18 protein-coding genes are annotated in these 20,192 nt (G+C 65.6%); 13 read left to right on the top strand and 5 right to left on the bottom strand.

What is annotated here, in order from left to right:
- Positions 1-194: hypothetical protein (locus tag ACIQ67_RS14920; protein ID WP_397535169.1), on the bottom strand; the 194-nt coding region annotated here is incomplete at its 3' end.
- 339 nt (positions 195-533) lie between these two features.
- Here ACIQ67_RS14920 and ACIQ67_RS14915 point away from each other — a divergent pair.
- A complete protein-coding gene (locus tag ACIQ67_RS14915) occupies positions 534-1,046 on the top strand; it encodes a DUF1993 family protein (RefSeq protein WP_397535168.1) in 513 nt (170 codons plus the stop codon).
- Between the two features lie 239 nt (positions 1,047-1,285).
- Here ACIQ67_RS14915 and ACIQ67_RS14910 read toward each other — a convergent pair whose 3' ends face one another.
- Positions 1,286-2,575, bottom strand: coding sequence for an RNA polymerase sigma factor (locus tag ACIQ67_RS14910; protein ID WP_397535167.1), 1,290 nt, complete (start codon positions 2,573-2,575; stop codon positions 1,286-1,288).
- A 14-nt stretch (positions 2,576-2,589) separates the two neighbouring features.
- Positions 2,590-2,952: a YciI family protein gene (locus ACIQ67_RS14905; protein ID WP_397535166.1), complete on the bottom strand. Its 363-nt coding sequence runs from the start codon at positions 2,950-2,952 to the stop codon at positions 2,590-2,592.
- A gap of 102 nt (positions 2,953-3,054) precedes the next feature.
- Here ACIQ67_RS14905 and ACIQ67_RS14900 point away from each other — a divergent pair, with 102 nt between their 5' ends.
- The 5 genes from ACIQ67_RS14900 (at position 3,055) to ACIQ67_RS14880 (ending at position 6,567) form a co-directional block, all read left to right on the top strand.
- Positions 3,055-3,246, top strand: coding sequence for a hypothetical protein (locus ACIQ67_RS14900; RefSeq protein WP_397535165.1), 192 nt, complete (start codon positions 3,055-3,057; stop codon positions 3,244-3,246).
- A 251-nt stretch (positions 3,247-3,497) separates the two neighbouring features.
- A complete protein-coding gene (thiL, locus tag ACIQ67_RS14895) occupies positions 3,498-4,478 on the top strand; it encodes a thiamine-phosphate kinase (RefSeq protein ID WP_397535164.1) in 981 nt (326 codons plus the stop codon).
- Entirely contained in the window at positions 4,475-5,068 is a 594-nt protein-coding gene (locus tag ACIQ67_RS14890; RefSeq protein WP_397535163.1) for a phosphatidylglycerophosphatase A, read from the top strand. The genes thiL and ACIQ67_RS14890 overlap by 4 nt, the downstream gene beginning before the upstream one ends.
- Before the next feature lie 48 nt (positions 5,069-5,116).
- Positions 5,117-5,617: a CinA family protein gene (locus ACIQ67_RS14885; protein ID WP_397535162.1), complete on the top strand. Its 501-nt coding sequence runs from the start codon at positions 5,117-5,119 to the stop codon at positions 5,615-5,617.
- A gap of 2 nt (positions 5,618-5,619) precedes the next feature.
- The gene (locus tag ACIQ67_RS14880) at positions 5,620-6,567 is read left to right on the top strand and encodes an NAD(P)-dependent oxidoreductase (protein WP_397535161.1); all 948 of its coding nucleotides are present in this window, start codon (positions 5,620-5,622) and stop codon (positions 6,565-6,567) included.
- A gap of 4 nt (positions 6,568-6,571) precedes the next feature.
- Here ACIQ67_RS14880 and ACIQ67_RS14875 read toward each other — a convergent pair whose 3' ends face one another.
- Together ACIQ67_RS14875 and ACIQ67_RS14870 are read right to left on the bottom strand one after the other, a co-directional pair.
- On the bottom strand, positions 6,572-7,615 hold the full coding sequence (locus tag ACIQ67_RS14875) for an SGNH/GDSL hydrolase family protein (protein ID WP_397535160.1): 1,044 nt from the start codon (positions 7,613-7,615) through the stop codon (positions 6,572-6,574).
- A 118-nt stretch (positions 7,616-7,733) separates the two neighbouring features.
- Entirely contained in the window at positions 7,734-8,534 is an 801-nt protein-coding gene (locus ACIQ67_RS14870) for a hypothetical protein (protein ID WP_397535159.1), read from the bottom strand.
- Between the two features lie 313 nt (positions 8,535-8,847).
- On the opposite strand from ACIQ67_RS14870, the gene ACIQ67_RS14865 reads away from it, so the two are divergent.
- The 7 genes from ACIQ67_RS14865 to narJ all read left to right on the top strand — a co-directional run.
- Entirely contained in the window at positions 8,848-10,755 is a 1,908-nt protein-coding gene (locus tag ACIQ67_RS14865) for a type IV pili methyl-accepting chemotaxis transducer N-terminal domain-containing protein (protein ID WP_397535158.1), read from the top strand.
- The gene (locus ACIQ67_RS14860; protein ID WP_397535157.1) at positions 10,752-11,420 is read left to right on the top strand and encodes a response regulator; all 669 of its coding nucleotides are present in this window, start codon (positions 10,752-10,754) and stop codon (positions 11,418-11,420) included. Before ACIQ67_RS14865 ends, ACIQ67_RS14860 begins: the two co-directional genes overlap by 4 nt.
- A 164-nt stretch (positions 11,421-11,584) precedes the next feature.
- Positions 11,585-12,868 carry a nitrate/nitrite transporter gene (locus ACIQ67_RS14855; RefSeq protein WP_397535156.1) on the top strand — a complete coding sequence of 428 codons (1,284 nt, stop codon included), beginning with the start codon at positions 11,585-11,587 and terminating at the stop codon, positions 12,866-12,868.
- Between the two features lie 26 nt (positions 12,869-12,894).
- Positions 12,895-14,544 (top strand): antiporter, encoded by a 1,650-nt coding sequence (locus ACIQ67_RS14850; RefSeq protein ID WP_397535155.1) that lies wholly within the window; start codon positions 12,895-12,897, stop codon positions 14,542-14,544.
- A 10-nt stretch (positions 14,545-14,554) separates the two neighbouring features.
- Positions 14,555-18,337 carry a nitrate reductase subunit alpha gene (locus ACIQ67_RS14845; protein WP_397535154.1) on the top strand — a complete coding sequence of 1,261 codons (3,783 nt, stop codon included), beginning with the start codon at positions 14,555-14,557 and terminating at the stop codon, positions 18,335-18,337.
- Positions 18,334-19,857 (top strand): nitrate reductase subunit beta, encoded by a 1,524-nt coding sequence (gene narH, locus ACIQ67_RS14840; RefSeq protein ID WP_397535153.1) that lies wholly within the window; start codon positions 18,334-18,336, stop codon positions 19,855-19,857. The genes ACIQ67_RS14845 and narH overlap by 4 nt, the downstream gene beginning before the upstream one ends.
- An 11-nt stretch (positions 19,858-19,868) precedes the next feature.
- Positions 19,869-20,192 (top strand): nitrate reductase molybdenum cofactor assembly chaperone (gene narJ / locus ACIQ67_RS14835; RefSeq protein ID WP_397535152.1); only part of this gene is annotated, 324 nt, incomplete at its 3' end.

Genomic DNA, 20,192 nt, shown 5'->3' with positions numbered 1-20,192 from the left:
TCCCAGACTAACCGAACTTTGGCGTCCACGCAGCCTGCGAGCTCGCCTCCAGCCAGCTTCTTGTACACAGCTGCAACGGCGGCATGGGGTGCGCCAAGTGCCTGTGGCTTGGGGGCCAGTCGGCGCTCTTCGGGGTAGTTCTCCGGCATGCTGCCCTCGCGCAGGCACTGCGCGCGCCGTTGTTTGCCGCTCACGCCAACATATAGCGGCAGCTTTGCGGCGTTGTGGTTCGCAGTTCTTTGGATCGCAGTGGGTCGAAACCGGCGCCACGCGACCCCGATCCCGTAGATCTGCCGGACGAAACGGACTGCCAGACGTCCGACTTCCCCTGACCACAGTGGATCCCAGTCAACCGCAGCCGATCATGCGCTCGCAGTGACGAGCCTCTTCGCGCGCCCCTACACTTAGCGCGCCCTCCGCCCTCCGCCCTTGGCCGATGGCACAGCCACTCGACTTCCGACACGGTCGGGGCGCAGCGCAGCTCGAATGCCGTCGCCGTCCAGCTTCACTACTTCCACCAACAAGGAACGACCATGACCACCAGCCCGATGTATACCTTCGCCGTTCCCGTCTTCAAGCAAATGCTGCTGGCGCTCAAGGCCGTACTGGCGCAGGCGAGTGCGCACGCCACGGCCCACTCGATTGAGCCCGACGCCTTGCTGCAGGCGCGCCTATATCCAGACATGTTTGCCTTGGCCAAACAGGTGCAGATCGCGGCCGACTTTGCGCGTGGCGTGTCGGCACGCCTGGCGGGTGTCGAGGTCCCTGCCCAGGCGGGACAAGAGAAGAGCTTTGCTGATCTTGACTTGCTGCTGGACCAGACGGTGAGCTTTCTGGAAGGCCTGAACGCTGCGCAGTTCGAAGGCAGCGAAAGCAAAGAGATCATCTTGCGTCCCGGTACACCGAAAGAGAAGAAGCTGGTCGGCCAAACCTATCTGGCCAACTACGGCCTGCCGCAGTTCTTCTTTCATGTCACCACAGCCTATGACATCCTGCGCCACAACGGCATCGCGATCGGCAAGCGTGACTACATGGGCGTGTACTGATCTGGCGTTCGATGCCGCGAGCCTCGCGTGAGCTTGCCGTCCATCGAGAGCATTCAGTTGCCATAGCTGACTGACGAAGAGGCGCGCGAGGCGACGCCTGCCAACATGACTGGGTAGCGAGTTGTTGCCGTTTTTGGATCTCCAGCGAATGCCGCCGGTGGGAACTATGCGTTGTGCTCGAGCGCTTCCCCACGAAGTCGCCGTTGAACATGGCGATTGGCAGAGGGCAGCCAAACGACTTACATCCCGCCGGCGCTGCTTCCATTCCGAATGCGAATGGGCGTCGCCGGCTGGGTGTGTAGGGCGCTGTCTGCCAATCGACCAGCCCGTGCCGCCAGAAACCGCCGATCGCTTTCGTGGCTTGCCAGTGCGATGGCCTGGTCGTATGCCCGCTGGGCTGCGTCGGTCTGGCCCGCCATTGCTAGCACGGCGGCGCGGGCCGCATGAAAGGGCTGGAAGTCAGCCAGTGCCTCATGCAGCTCGTTTAGCGTGGCCACCGCTGCGGCCACCAGTCCGTTCTCTGCCATCGCGACCGCGTGGTTGATACGCACCACCGGCGTGGGCTCCAGAGGGAGCAGCGCCGTGTACAGATGAAGAATCTGAGGCCAGTCCGGCGCAGGCTCGGCCATCTGGCAAGCGCTGATCGCCGCTTTGATCTGGAACGGCCCGGCCCGTTTGCGCCGCAGTGCCGTCTCCAGCCTTTGCCGCCCCTCTGCTTCCACGTCGCGGTGCCAGAGTCGGCGATCCTGTTCGGCGGGTGGCACCGTCGCGCCGCAGGCGCTGACCCGCGCCGCACGGCGGGCATCTGTCAGCAGCATCAGTGCGAGCGCGCCTTCGATCTCGGGCTGTTCAGGACACAAAGCATCCAGCAAGCGCGCCAGAAACAGCGCTTCGCCGCAAAGGTCGCGGGTTTCGTCGGGTGCGGCGGTGTAGCCGGTGGTGAAGATCAGGTAGACGGTGGTCAGAACAGCCTGCAGCCGGTCGTCCCATTGCTCGGGTGGTGGCACGGTGTAGGCAATGCCTGAGCGGGCGATCTTGGTCTTGGCCCGGCTCAGCCGCTGGCCCATGGTGGCCTCGTGATCGAGAAACAAACGGGCGATCTCGCCGGTGGACAGGCCGCAAACGGTTCGCAGCGTCAGCGCCACCCGCGATTTGAGTTCCAGCGCGGGGTGGCAGCAAGTGAAGATCAGGCGCAGCCGCTCGTCAGGAATGGGCTCAGGCTCGTCTTGACCGAGCAATTCCTTGACCAGCTGCACAGCCGCTTCGCGCTCGCCGTCGCGGCCCTCGGCGCGCAGCTGGTCGAGCGCCTTGCGGAAGGCCACTCGGATCAGCCAGCCCTGGGGCGACTGGGGCAGGCCATCGCGCGCCCAGTGACTCAGCGCTGACAGGCTGGCCTCTTGCAGCGCGTCTTCCGCGCGCTGGAACGAGCCGAGCCGCAGCGTCAGCGCGGCCATCAGCCGCCCCCGGTCGTGGCGCAAGACGTTCTCCAGCGCCTGGACAAGCGCGATGGCCTGGGCGGGGGCGCTCATGCGCTTGCCACCGATCAGGCGTCGGCCGGGTCGTAGTTCAACAAGGGCCGCACCTCAACGGTGCCAAATGCTGCAACCGGCATTTGCGCCGCGTAGCGCAAGGCGGTGTCGAGGTCGGGCACGTCGAGCACGTAGTAGCCGCCCAAGTGTTCGCGGGTTTCGGCAAACGGGCCGTCCATGGTTTCGACCTTGCCGCCGCGCACTTTGATGGAGGTGGCGGTTTCGATACCTTGCAAGCCTTCACCGCCGCGCAAAACGCCATCGGTCTTGGCTTTCTCGCTGAAGGCGGCGAAGTCGGCCATCATGGCCTGGAACTCGGGCGTTCCGTAGACGGGCTCTGCCTCTGGTGTGCTGTAGAGCAAGAACATGTATTGCATGGTGAATTCTCCAAAAAGAGTTCTGGGAACGATGAAACGAAGGGTAGAGGACAGGCGGCGTCACCGGCCAAACCAGGCGACAAGCCGCCAGCCCCCTTCACGATGGGTAGCGCCCGCTGCGCTGGCACCCTTACCCAAGACGCCGCCGACTATCCGGATTTCGACATCGGCAAGCAAAAGAATTTTTCTGCTGACGCCAGCAAGACCGCCTTCATTCGCAAGACCTACGCCCATGTGCCGATGCCACGCGGCGGGCCGGAGGCCTCGTATGAGTTGGTGAACCAGATTCGGTAGGACACGCTGCAAGCCTGCGAGGCGGACCTGCCCAGCGCGGGCCAGCGCCATGTGCGCCGCCAGCTCTGGTATGACCAGCGCCATCCCTGGATGGCCCGGTGGAGCCTGGAGGAAGCCTCGGCGGCGCCCATCGCCGGGTTCACTGCGGCCTGCGCTGGCATCACGCTCTGGCTGGACCTGGCGGCGGCGCGGCGTCGCAGGCGCTCGGGTTGACCTGAGCTGATCGCGGGCTGCGACGACAATGCCACCCCATGGGTGAATTCGATCTCATCAAACGCTTTTTCACACGGGACCCGCAGCCGCCAGCGCAGCCAGGCGCCACCGTGGCCCTGGGGATCGGCGACGACTGCGCCGTGCTTAGCCCGACGCCAGGCGCGCAGTGGCTTGTCTCGACCGACATGCTGGTCGAGGGCCGGCATTTCCTCTCGACCGTGGCGCCGGATCGGCTGGGCCACAAGGCGCTGGCGGTGAACCTGTCGGACCTGGCGGCCTGCGGCGCCACGCCGCGGGCCTTCACGCTGGCGCTGGCGCTGCCGCGGGCGGATGAGGTGTTTCTTGAAGGCTTTGCGCGCGGACTGTTTGCGCTGGCTGATGCACACGGCATCGCACTGGTGGGCGGCGATACCACGGCCGGGCCGCTGAACATCTGTATCACCGTGATGGGCGAGGCGCCGGCCGGCACGGCGCTGCTGCGCAGTGGCGCGCAGGCGGGCGATGACTTATATGTGTCGGGCACGCTGGGCGATGCGCGGCTGGCGCTGGAGGCCTTTCGCGGCACGGTGCAGCTGAGCGGCGAAGACTTTGCGCTGGCGCGCCGTGCGATGGAGCAGCCGCAGCCGCGTGTGGCGCTGGGCCAGGCGCTGCGCGGTGTGGCCCGCAGCGCCATCGATGTGTCGGATGGCTTTGCGGGTGACCTGGGCCATGTGCTGAAGCGCTCAAACCTGGGCGCCACGGTGCAGGCTGATGCACTGCCGCGCGGCCCAGCTTTGCTGAAGCAGCCGCTGGCGCTGCAGCGCCTGTGCACGCTGGCCGGAGGTGATGATTACGAGCTGATCTTCAGCGCGCCAGCTTCGGCGCGCGCCGCCGTGCAGGCCGCTTCCACCGCCAGCGGCACGCGTGTCACGCGCGTGGGCCAGCTGGACGCCGAACTCGGGCTGCGCCTGATCGATGCGCAGGGCCAGGTCTTGCCTGAGCAGCCTGCGGGCTTTGACCATTTCAAGGCAAGCGCATGAGCGAAGAACCGATTCAACAAGTTGAAGCTGCCGCCCCCGCGCCACCGCCGCCGCCGTTGCCTTCCAGCGGCGGCCCGCGCCGCGCCACCGCGCGCTTCATGCTGGGCCATCCGGCGCACTGGATTGCGCTGGGCTTCGGCAGCGGCCTGTCCCCCAAGGCGCCGGGCACGGTGGGCACGCTGTGGGCCTGGGCAGCATTTCTGGTGTTCGATGTCTGGCTCAGCGAGGGCCAGTGGCTGGCGCTGATCGCCATCGGCACGCTGGTGGGCTGGTGGGCCTGCACGGTGACCGCCCGCAATATGGCAACGCCTGACCCCGGCGCCATCGTCTGGGACGAGGTGCTGGCCTTCTGGCTGGTGCTGGTGCTGGTGATGCCCACGGGCTTCTGGGGCCAGGCGGCGGCGTTTGCGCTGTTCCGCTTCTTCGATGCGGCCAAGCCGGGCCCGGTGGGCTGGGCCGACGGCCTGTTCAAAGGGAAGCGCGGCAAGCCGGTGGGCTATGCGCAGGGCTGGGGCATTCTGTTTGATGACTACGTGGCGGCCGGATGTACGCTTGTGGTGATCGCGCTGTGGCGCGCGATCATGGGCTGAAAAGAGACGACGACCACGACGAAGATCCCGCACTAGGAGATGAACACCATGCTGCAACCCGACGACAACGAGCTGATCCACCGGATCGCGCTGGCGCTGATCCAGCGCCGCGAGCGCATGGCCACGGCCGAGAGCTGCACCGGCGGCCTGATTGCGGCGGCCTGCACCAGCCTGTCGGGCTCCAGCGAGTGGTTCGAGCGTGGCGTGGTGAGCTATAGCAACCAGTCCAAGACCGAGCTGCTGGGCGTGCCTTCGGCCTTGATCGAGCTGTATGGCTCGGTCAGCGCCGAGGTGGCTTCACACATGGCTCGCGGCCTGCTGGCGCATGCGCCGGTGGACTGGACGCTGGCCGTCACCGGCATTGCCGGCCCGACCGGCGGCAGCGAGGGCAAGCCGGTGGGCACGGTGTGGCTGGCGCTGGCACGCGCCGGCCAGCCGCCCAAGGTCTGGAAGGAGCTGTTTGCCGGCGACCGCCATGCGGTGCGCATGGCCACGGTGCGCGCCGGCCTGATGGCCTTGTGCGAGGCCCTGGAAGAAAAAGACCTCTGACCGTGGCTTTGTTGTTGACGGGCCGCTGGGATGCGGCCGAGCGCGACGCCTGGCTGGCCCATTTGCAGCAGGCCCTTCCCGGCGAGCAGTGGCTGCTCGACGCGCCGCGCGATGTGGCCGAGGCCGCAGCAGTGGAGGTGGCCATCGTGGCCAACCCGGCCCATGGCGTGCTGCAGGGGCTGCCCAATCTGCGCCTGATCCAGTCGCTGTGGGCCGGCGTGGACAAGCTGCTGACTGACCCGACACTGCCCGCTGGCGTGCCCCTGGCGCGCATGGTGGACCCAGCAATGAATGAGGCCATGGTGCAGACCGCGCTGTGGGCGCTGCTGGGACTGCACCGCGGCTTCCTCGAGGTGCAGGCACAGCAGCAGCAGGCGCTGTGGCGCCAGCCCGAGCAGCTGCGCGCACACGAGTGGCAGGTGCTGGTACTGGGCCTGGGTGAGCTGGGCGGGCGCGTGGCGCGCACGCTCTCAAGCCTGGGCTATGCGGTGAGCGGCTGGAGCACGACGATGCGGCCGGCGCAGCAGGACGGTGTGACCTGCCTGCAGGGCGAGGCGGCTCTGGCTCAGGCGCTGGCGGCGGCCGACACGGTGATCAATCTGCTGCCGCTGACCGAGTCCACGCACGGCTTCTTCAACGCGGCGCGTTTTGCGCAGATGAAGCGCGGCGCCAGCCTGGTGAACCTGGCGCGCGGCGCGCATGTGCTTGAAGCCGATCTGCTGGCCGCGCTGGACGCGCGCCAGCTCAGCCATGCGGTGCTGGATGTGTTCACGGTGGAGCCTCTGCCTGCCGAGCATGCCTTCTGGCGCCATGCCCACATCACCGTGCTGCCGCACACCGCGGCGCAAACCGACCCCCGCAGCGCTGCCGCCGTGGTGGCCGCCAATCTGCAGGCCCTGCGCAGCAGCCAGCCGCTGGCTCACCGGGTGGAGCGCCAGCGCGGCTACTGAGCCACTACGCGCTCAGGCGCGTGCCGACCCCTGGCAGCAAGCGCTGCTTGCGCACCAGCAGCATGGCGGCGATGGCCAACAGCAGCAGCCATACGGTTGCCGGCTCCGGGACATCCTGCCCCAGCGCCTCGCCGTTGCGCAGCAGATCCAGCGCCGCCGATCCCAGCAGTGCATGGGCCGCGCGCGTCGGGTGGATCGCGTCCCAGAAGGTCCATCGATCCGCGTTGGCGCAGCTGATCTCGGTCAGTGCAAGGAAGCCCAGCGAGCGGCACTGCCCGGTGGTATTGGTGAATCCGAAATCTGCTGGTGAGTCGAGCACCTCGTTGAACACCGAGAACACGTCAAGAAAGTAGATCGACGCGCTGGTCTGGCCACTCAAGCCCGTCAGCATCGACAGCAGTTCCTGATTCCACAGGTTGCTGACCTGAGTGGCCGAGTTGGCACTGGCCTTGCCGCGGTTCTCGGGAATGCGTCCCAGGTCCGGCAGATTGGGAACCAGCAAGGTGGTTGCGCCCGCATTCAGCAAGCCGGTCAGCACGCCGCTGAGTCGATTGATCGCGCTTTGAACGGCGTTGAGCGGATTGGCGTTGCTGACCAGATCGCGGGCGTCATTGCCGCCACCCCACACGACGTAAAGGGCATTGGCATCGGCGCCAGCCGCGCCCTTGCCGCCGATGTAACTGGCGTACTGGTTCTGCACGCCGGCCGACGCGCCGGTGGCGTTGTCAACCCGAGCACCGCCGTGGGCATAGTTGTTGCCGCCGCCGCGCGAATGCGTGGGGGCCGTCAGGCCCAGTCCCGTGGCCAGGCTTTCATGCCAGACCGGCCCGTTGGAGAAGCGGCCGTTCGAGCCATAGCCGGCGATGTTGGAGACGATGGCGCCCGAGCCGACCACCGCCCTGGTGTTGCCGGTGTCTGAGAGGCTGTCCCCGAACACATACATGGTGCTGAAGGTGGGTGCCGCTTGGGCCAGCGGCAAGCACAGCAGCAGCGCGCATTTGACGAGGCCTGAGCGCAGCCATGAAGCTGGGCCGGGTTTGAGGGTCATGGTTGTCTCCGTTAGTTTTTAGGCCAACGGATTTGAAGTCAGAAGTAAAGGCAGGCCTAACCCTCAAGCAGGCGTCGCACTTTCCCGGCTTGACAGCGGGGCCGCAGCTGCCGCGGGTTCAGGGGGTGCCGCCGAAGCCGTCTGAGAAACCCGCTGGCACCAACAGATCGGCAGCTCCCTCCAGCGGCCGTACCGCCAGCAGGCGGCTGCGAATCATCACGCCGGCCCGCGTTTCCTCCAGGCTCAGCGGCAGCTGCCCGAGCGCTAGCAAGGGCAGCAGCGGGTTGGCCGGCAAGGCCAGCGGCAGCAGGGTTTGGCGGTTGAGCGCGTCGTAGGTCTTTGCCATCGCCCCCAGCAGGGCCATCACGGCCTCGCCGCCCGGCACCTGCGTTGGCGGCGCCGCGCAGACCCGTCCGGTGGGGGTCGACCCTGTCCGAATTTCATGCCAACGGCAGGCCTGGTCGGCGAACTCGCCTTTCTGCGCCGTGAGCTTGAAGTGGACGGCGGCTGGCGGCTTGCCCGGCGCGCCCAGCAGCTCCTGCAGGCGCTGTTCAGCCAGAGCACGCTCGGCCGCAGGCAGCGCGCTGGCTTCGGCTCTGGCCTGTGTCAGCGCTGCATTGACATCGTCGGCCAGACGCTTGATGCGGGCAGGGTCGAGCCGTCGATAACTGCGCTGCTCGTGATCCAGCAGAGTCAGGACGGCTGACCGGCGATCAAACAGCAGACTGGGGCGCTGCTGCGCGTCGAGCACCGCCACCTGGCTTGGCGTCACCCGCATGCCGATGCGTTCAGAACGTTCACCGATGCGCTGATCGAAATCCAGGCGCACCGGCGTTGCGCCGGCCGCGCTCACCTCAGTGCCCAAGAGCATGAGCGTCAGGCCGCACAGGGGTGGGTAGCGATACAGGGTCTTGATCATCAAGCGCGTGCTCCGGCAATGCGTGAACCAGTATGACGCGCATCCAGACTGCTCGGCGTGTCGGGTCGATTGCACGCATGCGCCGTGCTTGCGCGATCAGCGCACAGGCTTGCGGCTGTTGCATGTGGCGCACGCGGGAATAGTCGGCCCGCCTCCGCGATCCGACGCTGTTGCCATAACCTTTCCTGACCGATGCGCACCGGATGACTTGGGCGGTAGCCGAGGCGGGGTAGGCCGGTGGCGGGCTTTGCGGCCCGAACATCACTTGATGCGTGTCAAGTCAACCCATGGGGCGCCGCCCTACGCTCGCCCCATGCTCAACCGTCTGCGCAGTCTCGTCGGCAAGCTGGCCTTGATACAGACCGGCTTCCTGGTCGTCGCCTTGGCGTCGATCGCGTTCACCCTCTGGGTGTCGTGGCAGCTGGAGGGTGGCGCCGGCGCCATCAACGAGGCCGGGCGCATGCGCATGATGAGCTATCGCATGGTGCTGTCGCAGGCTGATGCCACGCCAGCCGCCTTGCAGCGTGATCTGCAGGAGTTCGACGCGATGGTGCATCGCTTGCGGGTCGGCGACGCGCAGCGGCCCTTGTTTGTTCCCGATACCGAGGAATGCACCGAGCGGTTGCTGGCCGTCGAAGAGCAATGGCCCGCCTTGCGTGCCGCGCTGCTGGCCCCGGGGCCTGGACTGCGGCCGCAGGTCGACAGCTTCGTAGCCACCATCGATCAGCTGGTTGGCGCCATCGAGCGCACCATCGCCGCGCGCACCGCCATCCTGGGCGGGCTGTGCTTCAGCCTGGTGGTGCTGGTGGTGGCGGCCTCGGTGGTGTTTGTCTCAGGCACCTATGTGTGGATCGTCCAGCCGCTGCAGCGCTTGCGTGACGGCCTGCGGCAGATGGCGGCCGGCCAGCTTGGCGTGCGCGTCGACGAGACCAGCTCGGTGGTCGAGTTCAGCAGCCTCGCCGAAGGCTTCAACCAGATGGCGGTGGCGCTGGATGAGGCGCACCAGGGCCTTGAAGGCAAGGTGAGGGACAAGACCGCCCATCTGGCCCAGCAGAACGAGCGGCTGGAGGCGCTGTATGACGTGGCGCTGATGGCGGGGCAGGCAGATGCCAGTCTCGAATCGATGTCGCAGTCCTTTGCTGCCAAGGTCGCGCGCATCGCGCGGGCCGACGCCAGCGCGGTGAGGCTGGCCGCGCAGGACGAGGAGCGCTGGCTGCTGATGGGCCAGAACCGCATGCCCCAGTCCATGATCGACGCCGAGCGCTGCCTGCGCAAGGGCGAGTGCGCCTGCGGCAGCGCCGCACCCGGCGCGCCCGGCGCCCGCGTCATTCCGATCCGCGGCTTGGAGGCGCCCAAGCTGAGCCACTGCGAGGCGGCGGGCTATCAGACGGTGATCTCGGTGCCGATGCGCGCGGGCGGCCGCGTGATCGGCGAGGTGGAGCTGTTCTTCTACAGCGAGCGCAGCCTGGTCGAAGCCGAGCGCCTGCTGCTGGATGCGCTGGTGGGCCAGTTCGCCATCCAGGTCGACAACGTGCGGCTGGCGGCGCGCGACCGCGAGATGGCGGTGTCGGAGGAGCGCAATCTGCTGGCGCAGGAGCTGCATGATTCGATAGCCCAGGTGCTGGCCTTCCTGAAGATCCAGGTTCAGCTGCTGCGCGGTGCGATGGCCCGCCAGCGGCCCGAGGAAGTGACGCGCAGCCTCGACGAGATCGATGCAGGCGTGAAGGAGTGCTACACCAATGTGCGTGAACTGCTGGTGCACTTCCGCACGCGGCCCGGCCATGAAGACATCGAGCATGCGCTGCGCAGCACGCTGGCCAAGTTCGAACGCCAGAGCGGCCTGAGCACCCATCTGCGTTTGCAGGGCGATGGCCTGCCCTTGCCGCCCGATCATCAGGTGCAGGTACTGCACATCATTCAGGAGGCCTTGTCCAATGTGCGCAAGCATGCGGAGGCCGACCATGTCAGCGTCACTGTCGAACAACTGCCGCGCTGGCGCTTCGAGATCCGCGACAACGGGCGCGGCATCGAGAGTTCCGCTGTCGGCAGTGGGCAGACTCATGTCGGCCTGCAGATCATGCAGGAGAGAGCCCAGCGCATTGGCGCGCAGCTGCAGGTCAGCCGAGCGCCTGAGGGTGGCACCCTCGTCAGCCTGACGCTGCCCCTGCTGAGCTCGCTGCAGGCCACCGACCCGACCCAGAAAGCTTCTTTGCACTCATGAACACGCTGATCACCATTCTGGTTGTCGATGACCACACGCTGTTCCGCCGCGGTCTGATTGCCTTGCTGGGGCAGGAGGCCGGCGTCGAGGTGGTCGGCGAGGCGGCCGATGGCAGCGATGCGCTGCGCATCGCCGAGGCGCTGAAGCCCGATCTAATCCTGCTGGACAACCACATGCCAGGCGTCACCGGCGTGGCGCTGCTGCCGGCGCTGCGCCAGGTGGCGCCGGCATCCCGGGTGCTGATGCTGACCGTCAGCGAGGACGAGGAGGACCTCAGCGCGGCGCTGCGCAATGGGGCCCAGGGCTATCTACTGAAGACCATCGACGGCGAGGATCTGGCCGCGGCGCTGAAGCGCACGATGCGCGGCGAGTCGGTGGTCAGCCCGGAGATGAGCCACAAGCTGCTGAACGCGCTGCGAAACGGGGGGGGTGCGACCAGCCCGGCCAAGCCGGAGCAGGACAAGGACGCACCGCAGCTTTCGCCCCGCGAGATCGACATCCTCAAGCAGCTGACGCGCGGCGCCAGCAACAAGGAGATCGCCCGCAGCCTGGGCATCGCCGAGACCACGGTGAAGATCCATGTGCAGCACATCCTGCGCAAGCTCAATCTGAGCTCGCGCGTGCAGGCCGCAGTCTGGGGCAGCGAGCAGGGTATGGGCGGCTGAAGTCCGCCTTGCGCCAGATCAATGAGGGGCTGCGCATAGTTCTTCCGAACGAGGCCCGGCCAGGCGGGGTAGTTCCTTTGCGCTGAGCTGCTGCGCCCGCAGAAGGATGTTCAGCGGGAGGGCCAGGCCCGACAGTGGCAGACATGGAAAAGAGGAGCTCCTCCATGTCTGCAGACAGTCCCGCTAACTCGCGCCGTGCGCTCTCTGTGCTGATCGTCAGCACCCTGGCCTTCACCGTGTGCTTCATGGTCTGGATGATGTTCGGCGTGATCGGCATCCCGATCAAGAAGCAGCTGGGCCTCAATGCCACCGAGTTCGGCCTGCTGACCGCCACGCCGGTGCTGACCGGCTCGCTGATCCGCGTGCCGCTGGGCATCTGGACCGACAATCACGGCGGCCGCATCGTGTTCTTCGCGCTGATGCTGGCCTGCGTCATTCCGATCTGGATGATGAGCTACGCCACCGCCTACTGGCACTTCCTGGTGATCGGCCTGTTTGTCGGCCTGGCCGGAGGCAGCTTCTCGGTGGGCACGCCCTATGTGGCGCGCTGGTTCCCCAAGCAGCGCCAGGGCTTCGCGATGGGCGTGTTCGGCGCCGGCAACTCGGGCGCGGCGGTCAACAAGTTCGTCGCCCCCGCGCTGGTGGTGGCTTTCGGCTGGAGCATGGTGCCGCATGTCTATGCCGCGGTGCTGCTGGGCACGGCCATCCTGTTCTGGTTCTTCAGCCACTCGGATGACAAGCACCTGGTGGTCAGCAATGCCAGCTTCATGAGCCAGCTGAAGGCGCTGAAGGACCCAAAGGTGCTGAAGTACTGCCAGTACTACAGCATCGTGTTCGGCGGCTACGTGGCGCTGAGTCTGTGGATGGTGCAGTACTACGTGGGCGAATATGGCCTAGACATCCGCGTGGCCGCGCTGCTGGCAGCCTGCTTCTCCTTGCCCGGCGGCGTTCTGCGCGCCATCGGCGGCTGGATGAGTGACAAGTACGGCGCGCACAGCGTCACCTGGTGGGTGATGTGGGTGAGCTGGATCTGCCTGTTCATCCTGTCCTACCCACAGACCGACTTCACCGTGATGACGGTCAACGGCGCGAAGACCTTCCACATCGGTCTGAACGTCTATGCCTTCACCGGCCTGATGTTCATCCTCGGCATTGCCTGGGCCTTCGGCAAGGCCAGCGTCTTCAAGTACATCAGCGACGACTACGGCCAGAACATCGGCGCCATCAGCGGCATCGTCGGCCTGGCTGGCGGATTGGGCGGCTTCATCCTGCCCATCATGTTCGGCGCCCTGATGGACCTCACTGGCGTGCGCTCCAGCGCCTTCATGCTGATGTACGGCGTGGTCTGGGTCTCGCTGATCTGGATGTACTGGACCGAAGTCCGCAAGACCGAAGTGATGGGCAGCAACGCCCCGGCGTCTCCGCTGAGCCGCTCGTTCAAGCACTGAAGCAATCCTCTCCCTAGGAGTCACGCATGACCAGCAATACTGCAGGCGGAGCGCCGCGCGCGCTCAGCTCGGCCGACATCGCCGACTGGCGTCCGGAAGACGACGCCTTCTGGAACAGCCGCGGCAAGTCGATTGCCAATCGCAATCTCTGGATCTCGATTCCCAACCTGCTCTGCGCCTTCGCGGTGTGGCTGATGTGGGGAATCATCACGGTGCAGATGATCAACCTGGGCTTCCCCTTCAAGCCCGCCGAGTTGTTCACGCTGACCGCCATCGCCGGACTGATGGGGGCCACTTTCCGCATCCCCGCGTCCTTCTTCATCCGCCTGGCGGGCGGGCGCAACACGGTGTTCCTCACCAGCGCCTTGCTTCTGATCCCGGCGGTCTGGACCGGCATCGCGCTGCAGGATAAGAGCACACCGCTATGGGTGTTCCAGGCCTGTGCCTTTCTCTCCGGCATCGGCGGCGGCAACTTCTCCGCCTCGATGAGCAATATCAACACCTTCTTCCCGAAGCGCCAGCAGGGCCTGGCGCTGGGCCTGAATGCGGGCCTGGGCAACTTCGGCGTCACCACCATGCAGATCCTGATCCCGCTGGTGATGACGGTGGGCATCTTCGGCGCCACCGGCGGCGAGCCCATGGTGCTGCTGAAGGACTCGGGCTGGATTCTCGGCAAGATCAAGGCCGGCACGCCGACCTTCATCCAGAACGCCGGCTTCATCTGGGCGGCCATCCTGTTGCCCCTGGTGGCGCTGGCCTGGTTCGGCATGAACAACTTGCTGACCATCTCACCCACCTACGGCGGCACGCTGGCGGCCTTCGGCAAGATCCTCTACCTCTGGGTGATCGCTGGCGCGGTCGGCCTGCTGGGCCTGTACCTCTATCTGCCGGCGCCGGTCGGCCTGGGCCTGCTGAACATGTGGGTGGCGCTGCCGCTGATCATCGTGCTGTGCGTGCTGGCGATGAAAGTGCTCGCCTTCGGCGAGATGAAGGGCAACATCGCCAAGCAGTTCGAAATCTTCAGGAACAAGCACACCTGGTCGATGACGGCGCTGTACATCGTCACCTTCGGCTCCTTCATCGGTTTCTCGATGGCGCTGCCGCTGTCGATCACGGTGATCTTCGGCTTCCAGCACATCCCGGATGCCGCGGGCGTGATGACGCACACGGTCAAGAACCCCAACGCGCCCTCGGCACTGACCTATGCCTGGATCGGACCCTTCGTCGGCGCGCTGATCCGCCCGGTGGGCGGCTGGATATCCGACAAGGTGGGCGGCTCCATCGTCACGCAGTGGATCTCGGCGGTGATGGTGGTGGCCTCGGCCGCCGTGGGCTACGTGATGCTGCTGGCCTACAGCTCGGCCACGCCCGAGCAGTACTTCATGCCCTTCATGCTGCTGTTCATCGTGCTGTTTGCCGCCAGCGGCATCGGCAACGGCTCCACCTTCCGCACGGTCGGTGTGATCTTCGACCGTCTGCAGGCTGGCCCCGTGCTGGGCTGGACTGCCGCGGTGGGCGCCTACGGCAGCTTCATCGCGCCGGTGGTGATCGGCGAGCAGATCAAGGCCGGCACACCCCAATACGCGATGTACGGATTCGCAGCCTTCTACGCCGTCTGTCTGGTGCTGAACTGGTGGTTCTACCTGCGCGCCAATGCCTACGTGAAGAATCCTTGAGGACCCAACCATGAGTCATTTTCTCGACCGCCTGAGCTACTTCGCTCAACCGAAGGAAGACTTCGCCGACGGCCACGGTCGCACGACTGGTGAAGACCGCACCTGGGAAGACGCCTACCGCGCCCGCTGGGCGCACGACAAGATCGTGCGCTCCACCCACGGCACCAACTGCACGGGCTCCTGCTCGTGGAAGATCTATGTGAAGGGCGGCATCGTCACCTGGGAAACCCAGCAGACCGACTACCCACGCACCCGGCCCGAGCTTCCCAACCACGAGCCGCGCGGCTGTGCCCGCGGGGCCAGCTACAGCTGGTATCTCTATAGTGCCAACCGCGTCAAATACCCTATGGTGCGTGGCTCCCTGCTCAAGCACTGGCGCGCCGCGCGCGCTGTGGCCAAGAGCCCTGTGGATGCCTGGGCCAATATCGTCGAGAACACGGAACAGCGCCGCGAATGGCAGCAGGACCGCGGCCTGGGCGGCTTCGTGCGCTCCAGCTGGGACGAGGTCAACGAGATCATCGCCAGCTCCAACATCTACACCGTCAAGAAGCACGGGCCGGACCGTGTGATCGGCTTCTCACCGATCCCGGCCATGTCGATGATCAGTTATGCCGCCGGCAGTCGCTACCTCAGCCTGATGGGCGGCGTCTGCATGAGCTTCTACGACTGGTACTGCGACCTACCTCCGGCCAGCCCGATGATCTGGGGCGAGCAGACCGACGTGCCAGAGAGTGCCGATTGGTACAACAGCAACTACATCATTGCCTGGGGCTCCAACGTGCCGCAGACGCGCACGCCGGACGCGCACTTCTTCACCGAGGTGCGCTACAAGGGCGCCAAGACGGTGGCGATCACGCCCGACTACGCCGAGATCTCCAAGCTGGCCGACATCTGGATGCACCCCAAGCAGGGCACCGATGCGGCGATCGCGATGGCCATGGGCCATGTGATCCTGAGGGAGTTCTACTTCGATAAGAGGTCCGCCTACTTCGACGACTACGCGCGCCGCTACACCGACCTGCCGCTGCTGGTGCAGTTGAAGGAAACGACCACGCCGGACGGCCGCAAGCTGATAGTGCCTGACCGCTACCTGCGGGCCAGCGACTTCGGCGGCAAGCTGGGCCAGGACAACAACCCCGAGTGGAAGACCGTGGCCTTCGATACCAATGGCAAGGTGGTGCTGCCGAATGGCTCGATCGGCTTCCGCTGGGGTGCCGGCGAGCGGCCCGACCTGGGCAAGTGGAACCTGGAGAGCAAGGAAGCCATCCATGATGGCGACGTGAAGCTCAAGCTCTCGGTGCTGGAAGACGGCGAGCAGGCGCATGAGGTGGCCGAGATAGGCTTCCCCTATTTTGGCGGCATCGACACCCCCAACTTCAAGAGCAACAAGCAGCAGGACGTGCTGGCCCGCAAGGTGCCGGTGGTGCGTCTGAAGCTGGGCAAGCATGAAGACGCCGGCGAGGTGCTGGTGGCGACAGTGTTCGACCTGCAGGTGGCGCAGTACGGCATCAACCGCAGCCTGGGCGATGACACGCCGAACAGCTACGACGACGACAAGGCCTACACCCCGGCCTGGGCCGAGAGCATCACCGGTGTGAAGCGCGAGCAGATCATCACAGTGGCGCGCCAGTTCGCCGACAACGCCGACAAGACGCATGGCAAGTCCATGGTCATCATCGGCGCGGCGATGAACCACTGGTATCACGCCGACATGAACTACCGCGGCATCATCAATATGCTGATGATGTGCGGCTGCATCGGCCAATCCGGCGGTGGCTGGGCGCATTACGTGGGCCAGGAGAAGCTGCGGCCGCAGACCGGCTGGACCGCGCTGGCCTTTGCGCTGGACTGGATCCGTCCGCCGCGCCAGCAGAACTCCACCAGCTTCTTCTACGCGCACACCGACCAGTGGCGCTATGAAAAGCTGGACGTGGCCGAGGTGCTTTCGCCGCTGGCCGACAAGGCCAAGTTCGGCGGCAGCCTGATCGACTACAACGTGCGCGCCGAGCGCATGGGCTGGCTGCCTTCGGCCCCGCAGCTGCAGACCAACCCGATGCAGGTGGTCAAGGACGCCCAGGCGGCCGGCATGGATGCCAAGGACTATGCGGTCAAGGGCCTCAAGGACGGTTCGCTGCGCATGAGCTGCGAAGACCCGGACCACCCGGCCAACTGGCCGCGCAATATGTTCGTCTGGCGCTCCAACATCCTAGGCTCCTCGGGCAAGGGCCATGAATACTTCCTCAAGCACTTGCTGGGCACCACCAACGGCGTGCAGGGTAAGGATCTCGGCCGCGACGACGCCAAGCCGCAAGAGGTGGAGTGGCACGACAAGGCGCCAGAAGGAAAGCTGGACCTGCTGGTGACGCTGGACTTCCGCATGAGCACCACCTGCCTGTACTCGGACATCGTGTTGCCCACCGCCACCTGGTATGAGAAGAACGACCTCAACACCAGCGACATGCACCCCTTCATCCACCCGCTGTCCACGGCGGTGGACCCGGCCTGGCAGGCGAAGAGCGACTGGGAGATCTACAAAGGCTTCGCCAAGAAGTTCAGCGAGCTGTGCGTCGGCCATCTGGGCGTGGAAAAAGAGATCGTGCTGACGCCGCTGATGCACGACAGTCCGGCCGAGCTGGCCCAGCCCTTCGGCGTGTCCGAATGGAAGAAGGGTGAGTGCGAGCTGATCCCCGGCAAGACCGCGCCGCAGATCGCGGTGGTCGAGCGCGACTACCCCAACCTCTACAAGCGCTTCACCGCCCTCGGCCCCCTGATGAACAAGGTGGGTAATGGCGGCAAGGGCATCGCCTGGAACACGCAGGACGAAGTGACGGCGCTGGGCGACTTGAACGGCCGCGTGCGCGATGAGGGCGTGACGCAAGGCATGCCCAAGATCGAGACCGATATTGACGCCACCGAGGTGGTGCTGATGCTGGCCCCTGAGACCAACGGCCATGTGGCGGTGAAGGCCTGGGAAGCGCTGTCCAAGCAGACCGGCCGCGAACATGCCCACCTGGCTCTGCACCGCGAGGACGAGAAGATTCGCTTCCGCGACATCCAGGCGCAGCCGCGCAAGATCATCAGCTCGCCTACCTGGTCAGGCCTGGAGAGCGAGAAGGTCTCCTACAACGCCGGCTACACCAATGTGCATGAACTGATCCCATGGCGCACGCTGACGGGCCGCCAGCAGTTCTACCAGGACCATCCCTGGATGCAGGCCTTCGGCGAGGGCTTCAGCAGCTACCGCCCGCCGGTGGACCTGAAGACCCTGGTGGAGGTGCAGGGCATCAAGAGCAACGGCAACAAGGAGATCGCGCTTAACTTCATCACGCCGCACCAGAAGTGGGGCATCCACAGCACCTACAGCGACAACCTGATGATGCTGACGCTCAACCGTGGCGGCTCGGTGATCTGGCTCAGCGAGGACGACGCCAAGAAGGCCGGCATCGTCGACAACGACTGGGTGGAGCTGTTCAACGCCAACGGCGCCATTGCGGCCCGCGCGGTGGTGAGCCAGCGCGTCAATCCGGGCATGGTGATGATGTACCACTCGCAGGAAAAGATCATCAACACCCCGGGGTCCGAGATCACCGGCACGCGCGGCGGCATCCACAACTCGGTGACCCGCATCGTCACCAAGCCTACTCACATGATCGGCGGCTACGCGCAGCTGAGCTACGGCTTCAACTACTACGGAACCATCGGCACCAACCGCGACGAGTTCGTGCTGGTGCGCAAGATGGCCAAGGTCGACTGGCTCGATGAAGAGGCTTCGGCCCAAGGAGCAACAGCATGAAGGTACGTGCGCAAATCGGCATGGTGCTGAACCTGGACAAGTGCATCGGCTGCCACACCTGTTCAGTCACCTGCAAGAACGTCTGGACCAATCGCCCGGGCATGGAATACGCCTGGTTCAACAACGTCGAGTCCAAGCCCGGTATCGGTTACCCCAAGGAATGGGAGAACCAGGACAAGTGGCATGGCGGCTGGATCCGCAAGGCCAATGGCGATATCGAGCCGCGCCAGGGCGGCAAGTGGAAGCTGCTGATGCGCATCTTCGCCAACCCCAACCTGCCGCAGATCGACGACTACTACGAGCCCTTCACCTTCGACTACGACCATCTGCAGTCGGCGCCCAAGTCCAAGGCCGCGCCCACAGCCCGTCCTCGCAGCCTGATCACCGGCCAGCGCATGGAGAAGATCGAGTGGGGCCCGAACTGGGAAGAGATCCTGGGCGGCGAGTTCGCCAAGCGCAGCAAGGACGCGAACTTCGAGAACATCCAGAAGGACATCTACGGCCAGTTCGAGAACACCTTCATGATGTATCTGCCCAGGCTGTGCGAGCACTGCCTGAATCCGGCCTGCGTCGCGTCCTGCCCTTCGGGCTCGATCTACAAGCGCGAGGAAGACGGCATCGTGCTGATCGACCAGGACAAGTGTCGCGGCTGGCGCATGTGCGTCTCGGGCTGCCCCTACAAGAAGATCTATTACAACTGGCAGAGCGGCAAGGCCGAGAAGTGCATCTTCTGCTATCCGCGCATCGAGGCCGGTCAGCCGACCGTCTGCTCGGAAACCTGCGTCGGCCGCATCCGCTATCTGGGCGTGCTGCTGTATGACGCCGACCGCATCCAGGAGGCCGCCAGCGTCAAGGACGACAAGGACCTTTACCAGGCCCAGCTCGATGTCTTCCTCGACCCGAACGACCCGCGCGTGATCGAGCAGGCCCGCAAGGATGGCATTCCCGAAGCCTGGCTGGAGGCTGCGAAGAAGAGCCCGGTCTACAAGATGGCGGTGGACTGGAAGGTCGCCCTGCCGCTGCACCCTGAGTACCGCACGTTGCCGATGGTCTGGTATGTGCCGCCGCTGTCGCCGATCAGCTCGGCCGCCAATGCCGGCCATATCGGTGTGAACGGCCAGATCCCGGACGTCAAGCAGCTGCGCATCCCCGTGCAGTACCTGGCGAACATGCTGACCGCCGGCGACGTGAAGCCGGTGGAGCGGGCGCTGGAACGCATGCTTGCGATGCGCGCCTACCAGCGCGGCAAGCATGTGGACGGCATCGAGGACAAGGCGGTGCTGGACCAGGTGGGGCTGTTGAAGAGCGAGGTCGAGGACATGTACCAGACCATGGCCATTGCCAACTACGAAGACCGCTTCGTGATCCCGACCACGCACCGCGAGTACGCCGAAAACGCCTACGACCTGCGCGGCGGCTGCGGCTTCAGCTTCGGCAACGGCTGCTCGGACGGGCAGACCGAGACCAGCCTGTTCGGCGGTGACAAGAAGCGCACCATCCCCATCAAGGCCACGCTGTGAGGGCGACAACCATGAACCACAAGAAGTCGCCCCCCTCCCTCAGCCTGAGCTGCCGGGTGCTCGCTCGCCTGCTCGACTACCCCAGCGACGCGATGCTGGATGCGCTGCCCGAGCTGCTGGACGCGCTGAAGAGCGAGCGGGCCTTGAGTCCGGCGCGCCAGGCCGAGATCGAAGCCTTGGTGGCCGTACTGCAGCGCGGCGAGCGCTATGCGGTGCAGGCCCGCTATGTCGAGAGCTTCGACCGCGGCCGCGCCACCAGCCTGCACATGTTCGAGCATGTGCATGGCGACTCGCGCGAGCGCGGACCGGCCTTGGTCGATCTGCAGCAGACCTAT

Source organism: Roseateles sp. (genome assembly GCF_044373315.1).
Lineage (GTDB): Bacteria > Pseudomonadota > Gammaproteobacteria > Burkholderiales > Burkholderiaceae_C > JACDQM01.
The sequence above is the reverse complement of the archived record's forward strand: the minus strand, read 5'-3'. Positions and strand labels throughout refer to the sequence as shown.